7 protein-coding genes are annotated in these 6,119 nt (G+C 70.6%); 6 read left to right on the forward strand and 1 reads right to left on the reverse strand.

Annotated features, from left to right (window positions below):
• The first annotated feature begins 174 nt into the window (after positions 1 to 174).
• From nadA to Q8Q88_RS09415, 5 genes are read left to right on the forward strand one after another with little or no spacing between them, the layout of a single operon-like run.
• On the forward strand, positions 175 to 1,257 hold the full coding sequence (nadA, locus tag Q8Q88_RS09395; RefSeq protein WP_305674933.1) for a quinolinate synthase NadA: 1,083 nt from the start codon (positions 175 to 177) through the stop codon (positions 1,255 to 1,257).
• Positions 1,258 to 1,278: 21 nt separating this feature from the next.
• Entirely contained in the window at positions 1,279 to 2,796 is a 1,518-nt protein-coding gene (locus tag Q8Q88_RS09400) for an L-aspartate oxidase (protein ID WP_305674934.1), read from the forward strand.
• A complete protein-coding gene (nadC, locus tag Q8Q88_RS09405) occupies positions 2,793 to 3,638 on the forward strand; it encodes a carboxylating nicotinate-nucleotide diphosphorylase (protein WP_305674935.1) in 846 nt (281 codons plus the stop codon). Before Q8Q88_RS09400 ends, nadC begins: the two co-directional genes overlap by 4 nt.
• Before the next feature lie 56 nt (positions 3,639 to 3,694).
• Complete coding sequence (locus Q8Q88_RS09410) at positions 3,695 to 3,910, forward strand: hypothetical protein (protein WP_305674936.1); 216 nt, start codon at positions 3,695 to 3,697, stop codon at positions 3,908 to 3,910.
• Positions 3,911 to 3,913: 3 nt separating this feature from the next.
• Positions 3,914 to 4,144, forward strand: a complete 231-nt coding sequence (locus Q8Q88_RS09415) for a hypothetical protein (protein WP_305674937.1) — start codon at positions 3,914 to 3,916, stop codon at positions 4,142 to 4,144.
• Positions 4,145 to 4,156: 12 nt separating this feature from the next.
• Here the strand turns inward: Q8Q88_RS09415 and Q8Q88_RS09420 are convergent, their stop codons facing one another.
• Complete coding sequence (locus Q8Q88_RS09420; RefSeq protein WP_305674938.1) at positions 4,157 to 4,843, reverse strand: DJ-1/PfpI family protein; 687 nt, start codon at positions 4,841 to 4,843, stop codon at positions 4,157 to 4,159.
• Between the two features lie 80 nt (positions 4,844 to 4,923).
• Here Q8Q88_RS09420 and Q8Q88_RS09425 point away from each other — a divergent pair, with 80 nt between their 5' ends.
• Positions 4,924 to 5,865 (forward strand): GlxA family transcriptional regulator, encoded by a 942-nt coding sequence (locus Q8Q88_RS09425; RefSeq protein WP_305674939.1) that lies wholly within the window; start codon positions 4,924 to 4,926, stop codon positions 5,863 to 5,865.
• Positions 5,866 to 6,119 lie beyond the last annotated feature (254 nt).

A 6,119-nucleotide genomic window follows, 5' to 3' on the forward strand; every position in this document is an offset into this window, starting at 1 on the left:
CCGAAACAATTTCGTGACAATGCGTGACTTGCCCCCGGCCGAACACGGGTCTATATGTCTCTCATCGGTTTTGCTCCTTTTGAGCATAATCACGACGCCGACGGGGCGCTGCAGACATCCCGCGGCGTTTTTTGAGGCCGATGAAATGCTCAATGTGAGCATAAGGAGGACGCCATGGCTGACGGATCGCAATTCGCGTTCACGCCCGCTGTCGAAGCCGCCACCCTTCCCCTCTGGGAAAAGGTGAAGCGCCACGTCACGCCCATGGAGTGGCGCCTCCAGGCCCCGCTGATCGCCGAGATCAACCGCCTGAAGCGCGAGAAGAACGCGGTCATCCTGGCCCACAACTACATGACGCCGGAGATCTTCCACGGGGTCGGCGACTATGTCGGCGACAGCCTGGGCCTGGCCAAGGAAGCCGCCAAGTCGGACGCCAAGATCATCATCCAGGCCGGTGTGCACTTCATGGCCGAGACCTCGAAGATCCTCTCGCCCGACAAGACCGTGCTGATCCCCGACCTGCGCGCCGGCTGCAGCCTGGCCGCCTCGATCACGGGCGCCGACGTACGCCTGATCAAGCAGCGCTATCCGGGCCTGCCGGTCGTGACCTACGTCAACACTACGGCTGACGTTAAGGCCGAGACCGACGTCTGCTGCACCAGCGCCAACGCCGTGCAGGTGGTCGAGCACGTGGCTCGCGAATGGGGCGTCGACCGGGTGATCCTGATCCCCGACGAGTTCCTAGCCCGCAACGTCGCGCGCCAGACCACGGTCGGCATCATCGCCTGGAAGGGCCGCTGCGAGGTGCATGAGCGCTTCAACGCCGCCGACATCCTGGAGCTCAAGGCCGCCTATCCGGACGCCCAGATTCTGGCCCACCCGGAATGCCCGACCGAGGTGCTGGAAGTCGCCGACTTCGCGGGCTCCACGGCGGCGATGAACGACTACGTCCTGACCCGCAAGCCCAAGCAGGTGGTGCTGATCACCGAATGCTCCATGGCCGACAACGTGGCCATCGACGCGGTCGAGACCGAGTTCGTGCGCCCCTGCAACCTGTGCCCGCACATGAAGCGGATCAGCCTGGAGAACATCTACGAGGCCCTGGTCATGAACCAGCACGAGGTGCTGGTCGATCCGGACATCGCCGAACGCGCCCGCCTGTCCGTCCAGCGCATGATCGACCTGCCCCCGCCCCTCGTCCCGGCGCGCTACGACCTGATCAAGGCGCGCCACCATGTCGACGTCGAGCTGATCTAGCTCAGCGGATAGGAGGTCCCCATGGACCGCATCCAGCATGACGGCGTCCTCATCGTAGGCGCCGGGCTCGCCGGCCTTTCGGCCGCGCTGGCCGCCGCGCCGCGCAAGGTCCTGGTGCTCACCGGGGCGCCGCTGAACCACGGCTGTTCCTCTGCCTGGGCCCAGGGCGGCATGGCCGCGGCCCTGTCGGCCGACGACGCGCCCGCCCTGCACGCCGCCGACACCGTGGCCGCCGGCGCCGGCCTGGTCGATCCCGACATGGCCCGCCTGCTGGCCGAGGAAGGCCCCGCCGCCGTGCGCAAGCTGGCGGCCATGGGCGCACCCTTCGACCGCGACGCCCAAGGCGAGTTCGCCACCAGCCTGGAGGCCGCCCACAGCCGTTCGCGCGTCGCCCGGGTCAAGGGCGACCAGGCCGGCCGCGCCATCATGGACGCCGTGGTCAAGGCCGCCCTCTCGGCCCGCCACATCCAGGTCCGGGCCGGCGCGCGGCTGCGCGGCCTGCTGCAGGACGCCGCGGGCCACGTGCGCGGCGTCGTGGTCGAGCAGGACGGCCGGCTGGTGGAGATCACCGCCCCCGCCACCATCCTGGCCACGGGCGGTGTCGGCGGACTCTACGCCATCACCACCACGCCGCCGGAGCTACGGGGCGAGGGCCTGGGCCTGGCCGCCCTGGCCGGGGCCCAGATCGCCGATCCCGAGTTCGTCCAGTTCCACCCGACCGCCATCGACATCGGCCGCGATCCCGCGCCGCTGGCCACTGAGGCCCTGCGCGGCGAGGGCGCCAAGCTCATCAACGCGGCGGGCGAGGCCTTCATGGCCGGCTACCATCCCGACGCCGAGCTCGCGCCGCGCGACGTGGTGGCTCGCGCCATCCACGCCGAGCGCGAGGCCGGCCGCGGCGCCTTCCTTGACGCCCGCGAGGCGGTGGGCGACCACTTCCCGGAACAATTCCCCGCGGTGTTCGCCGCCTGCCTGTCTGGCGGCATCGATCCCCGCGTCCAGCCAATCCCGGTGTCGCCGGCCTGCCACTACCACATGGGCGGTATCGTCACCGACGCTCACGGCGCCACCAGCCTGCCTGGCCTCTATGCGGTGGGCGAGTGCGCTTCGACCGGGGTGCATGGGGCCAACCGCCTGGCCTCGAACTCCTTGCTGGAGGCCGCCGTATTCGGGACCCGGGCCGGCGAGGCCGCCCGCGACGCCCGCGATCCGGGGACCCGTCCCCTGCGCCCGACGGCCGCGCCCGATCTGCCCGAGGCCGCCGTGGCCCAGCTGCGCATCGCCATGAGCCGCGACGCCGGCGTGGTGCGCGACGCCGCGGGCCTCGACCGCCTGCTGGCCCAGATAGACGCCCTGGAGGCCGCCCATGGCCGCGCCCCGGCCTTGGTGGCCGCCCGGCTGGTGGCCAGCGCCGCCTTGGCGCGGGCGTCCAGCCTGGGCGCGCATTTCCGGGCCGACGGAGTCGCGAATGAAGAGCGCCGCCGCACCTTCGTCACCCTTCCAGCGTTGAACGCCGCCGCCGCGCTCGCCGCCGAATGATCCCGCCCATCCCAGACCTCTTGATCGAACCCGTGGTCCGCGCCGCCCTGGCCGAGGATCTCGGCCGCGCCGGTGACGTCACCGCCCAGGCCTGCATCGCGGCCGATGCGCGGCTGACGGCGGTGTTCGCGGTCCGCCAATCGGGTGTCGTGGCGGGCCTGGCCTGCGCGCGCCTGGCGGTGGCGGCGCTCGATCCAACCGCCAGCTTCGAGACCCTGGCCGCGGACGGCGACCGGGTGGAAGCCGGCCGCGTCCTGGCCCGCGTCGAGGGAAACGCCCGCGCCATCCTCTCGGCCGAGCGCACGGCGCTCAACCTGCTGGGCCGGCTCTCGGGCGTGGCGACCCTGACCCGGGCCTATGTGGACGCCGTGGCCGGGACCAAGGCGTGCATCGCCGACACCCGCAAGACCACGCCGGGCCTGCGCCACCTGGAGAAATACGCCGTGCGCTGTGGCGGCGGGCTGAACCACCGCTTCGGCCTGGATGACGCCATCCTGATCAAGGACAACCATGTCGCGGCCTGCGGCGGGGTCGGCGAGGCCCTCAAGCGCGCCCGCGCCGCGGCCGGCCACCTGATGAAGATCGAGGTCGAGGTCGACGGCCTGGACCAGTTGCAAGAGGCTCTGCCCCTCGACCCCGACGTGATCATGCTGGACAATTTCAGCCCCGAGGATCTGGTCCGCGCGGTGGCGATCACTGCAGGCCGCGTGGTCCTGGAGGCCTCCGGCGGGGTCAACCTGCAGACCGTCCGCACGATCGCCGAGAGCGGGGTCGACGTGATCAGCGTGGGCGCCCTGACCCATTCCGCCCCGGTCCTCGATATCGGCCTGGACGCGGCGTAGCCGTAGGAACCGCGCCCGGCGAGGCGGGTTCCTTCCCCACATGGAAGGAGCCCCACATGACCTCCAAGGCGCCCCCGATCCCGAAGGAACAACAGTCCTTCCGCGGCGAGAAGCCCGACATCACCGGCTCAACCCAGGGCCGGCGCGACGAGAAGACCGGCCTGCAATCGACCGAACCCGGCGACGGCGACGTCAACCTCAAGCAGCAGGGCCGCCAGGGGAACATCCACCAGAACGTCGACACCGTTCACGCCAAGACCCAGGACCGCTGAGCCATGCCGGAAAAGCATCCCAACACCGAACGCTGGGGCGGCCCGGGCGCGAGCCACGAGGACGCCACCAAGCCGCAACCGCCGAAGCGTGACCCCAGGGCGCCGGGCGAGCCCACCAACACACCCTACAGCCACGTCTCGGGCGGCGGCGGCGAACGCGACCGCCACCATGCCCATGACGTGGAAGGCAAGCGCGACACTGAGGAGAACTCGGAGCAGAGGCGCAAGCCGTAGGTCGGCGGGGGACTAGGCCGGCTGCAGGCGCTCGGCGGCCTTCTGGGCCGCCTCGGCGCGAGCCTGCTTGCCGCGATCCAAGAAGGCCCGGACCGTCGCCAGGATCTCGGGGCTGGCCAGCTCCGGCCGGCCCGACTGGAAAGGCGGCGCCGGTGCGTATTCCAGGCTGAGTTGCAGGGTCTTGGCGAAGGCCTCCCCGGCCAGTTCGGCGACCATGACGAAGGCGAAGTCGAGCCCCGCGGTCACCCCGCCTCCGGTGATGATATTGCCGTCGCGGACCACCCGGCCCTCGTCGACGATCGCGCCGAACGGCAGCAGCAGTTCGCGCCAGGCCCAGTGACAGGCGCTGCGCTTGCCGCGCAGGAAGCCGGCCGCCGCCAGGATCAGCGAACCCGTGCAGACGCTGGTCAGGTACTTGGCCCCCGTCCCCAGACGGCGGATTTCGGCCATGAAGGCCTCGTCCAGCATGGCGTCGGTGGTGCCGAAGCCGCCCGGCACGCACAGCAGGTCGCAATGCTCGACCTTGGAGAGGTCGGCGAGGTTTCCGAAGGTCAGGCCATCGGCGGTGATGTCCTGGCCGCCCATCGAGGCCACCGTCACCTTCGCATTGGGCAACCGGCACAGCACCTGGTGCGGCCCGGTGAAGTCCAGGTGCGTGACGTCCGGATAGAGCGGGATGACGATCTGCAGTTCGGCCATGGAAGCCTCCTCCGATTTGACGAGCCATGGTGCGCGGCATAGCGTGCGGCTGAAATGACAATCTTCCCTCGGAAACTGCCATGCCGCGCAAACTGGGCGTCCTGATCTTCCCGAACTTCCAAATCCTCGATGCGGCGGGGCCTATCGCGGCCTTCGAGATCGCCGAGCGCTACGCCCCGGGCAGCTACGACACCCGGGTCATGGCGATGGAGCCGGGCTTGGTGACCTCCTCGTCGCGGGCCGTCATGGCCGCCGAGGCCCTGGCCGACCACCCGCTGGACACCCTGGTGGTCGCCGGCGGCGACGGGACCCGCGCAGCGATGTTCGAAACCGCGCTGCTCGACTGGATCCGGGCGACCTCGGGCCAGGCGCGGCGCACGGCCAGCGTTTGCTCGGGCGCCTTCCTGCTGGCGGAGGCCGGCCTGTTGGACGGCCGGCGCGCCACCACCCACTGGCAGCGGTGCCCGGACTTCGCGCGGCGCTATTCCCAGGTGAGGATGGAGCCCGACCGCATCTTCGTGCGCGACGGCGATATCTGGACCTCGGCCGGGATCACCGCGGGGATCGATCTCTCCCTCGCCCTCATCGCCGAAGACCTGGGCGAGCCGATCGCCCGCGCGGTGGCCCAGCAGCTGGTGGTCTATCACCGCCGGCCGGGCGGCCAGTCGCAGTTTTCGGCCCTGATCGAGATGGGCTGCCAGGGCGGTCGCTTCGCCGTCCTGCTGGACTGGATGCGCGAGCGCATTTCCGAGCACCTGCCAGTAGAGCGCCTGGCCGACCGGGCGGCCATGAGCCCGCGCCACTTCGCCCGCGCCTTCGCCGCCGAGACCGGCCTCACCCCGGCCAAGGCGGTGGAGCGGCTAAGGCTGGAGACCGCCCGCGAGCGGGTGGAGAGCTCGTCGGAGCCCATCGACCGGGTGGCGGAGAGCTCGGGCTTCGGCGACCCCGAGCGGATGCGCCGCGCCTTCCTGCGCGCCTTCGGCCAGCCGCCTCAGGCGCTCCGGCGGGCGGCAAGGCCCTAGGGCCTCTTAGATCCTCCCCCAGCGCGAAGCGCGATCTGGGGGAGGCGGATCGTCGCCTCTTGGCGGCGAGACGGAGGGGGTTTCATCCACGGCGGGACGAGTCAAAGTCCCCTTCAGTCGGCTTCGCCGACAGCTCCCCCGGTGGGCTACGGGATTCACACAACTGCGTCGGCCCTTGCGATGACGAAGCCTGTGAGGGTTGCTGTGAAGCGTTCCCAGCCTTTGGCCATGGTCTTTGGGCCGGGGGGCTTGCC

The organism is Phenylobacterium sp., assembly GCF_030697925.1.
Taxonomy (GTDB): domain Bacteria; phylum Pseudomonadota; class Alphaproteobacteria; order Caulobacterales; family Caulobacteraceae; genus Phenylobacterium.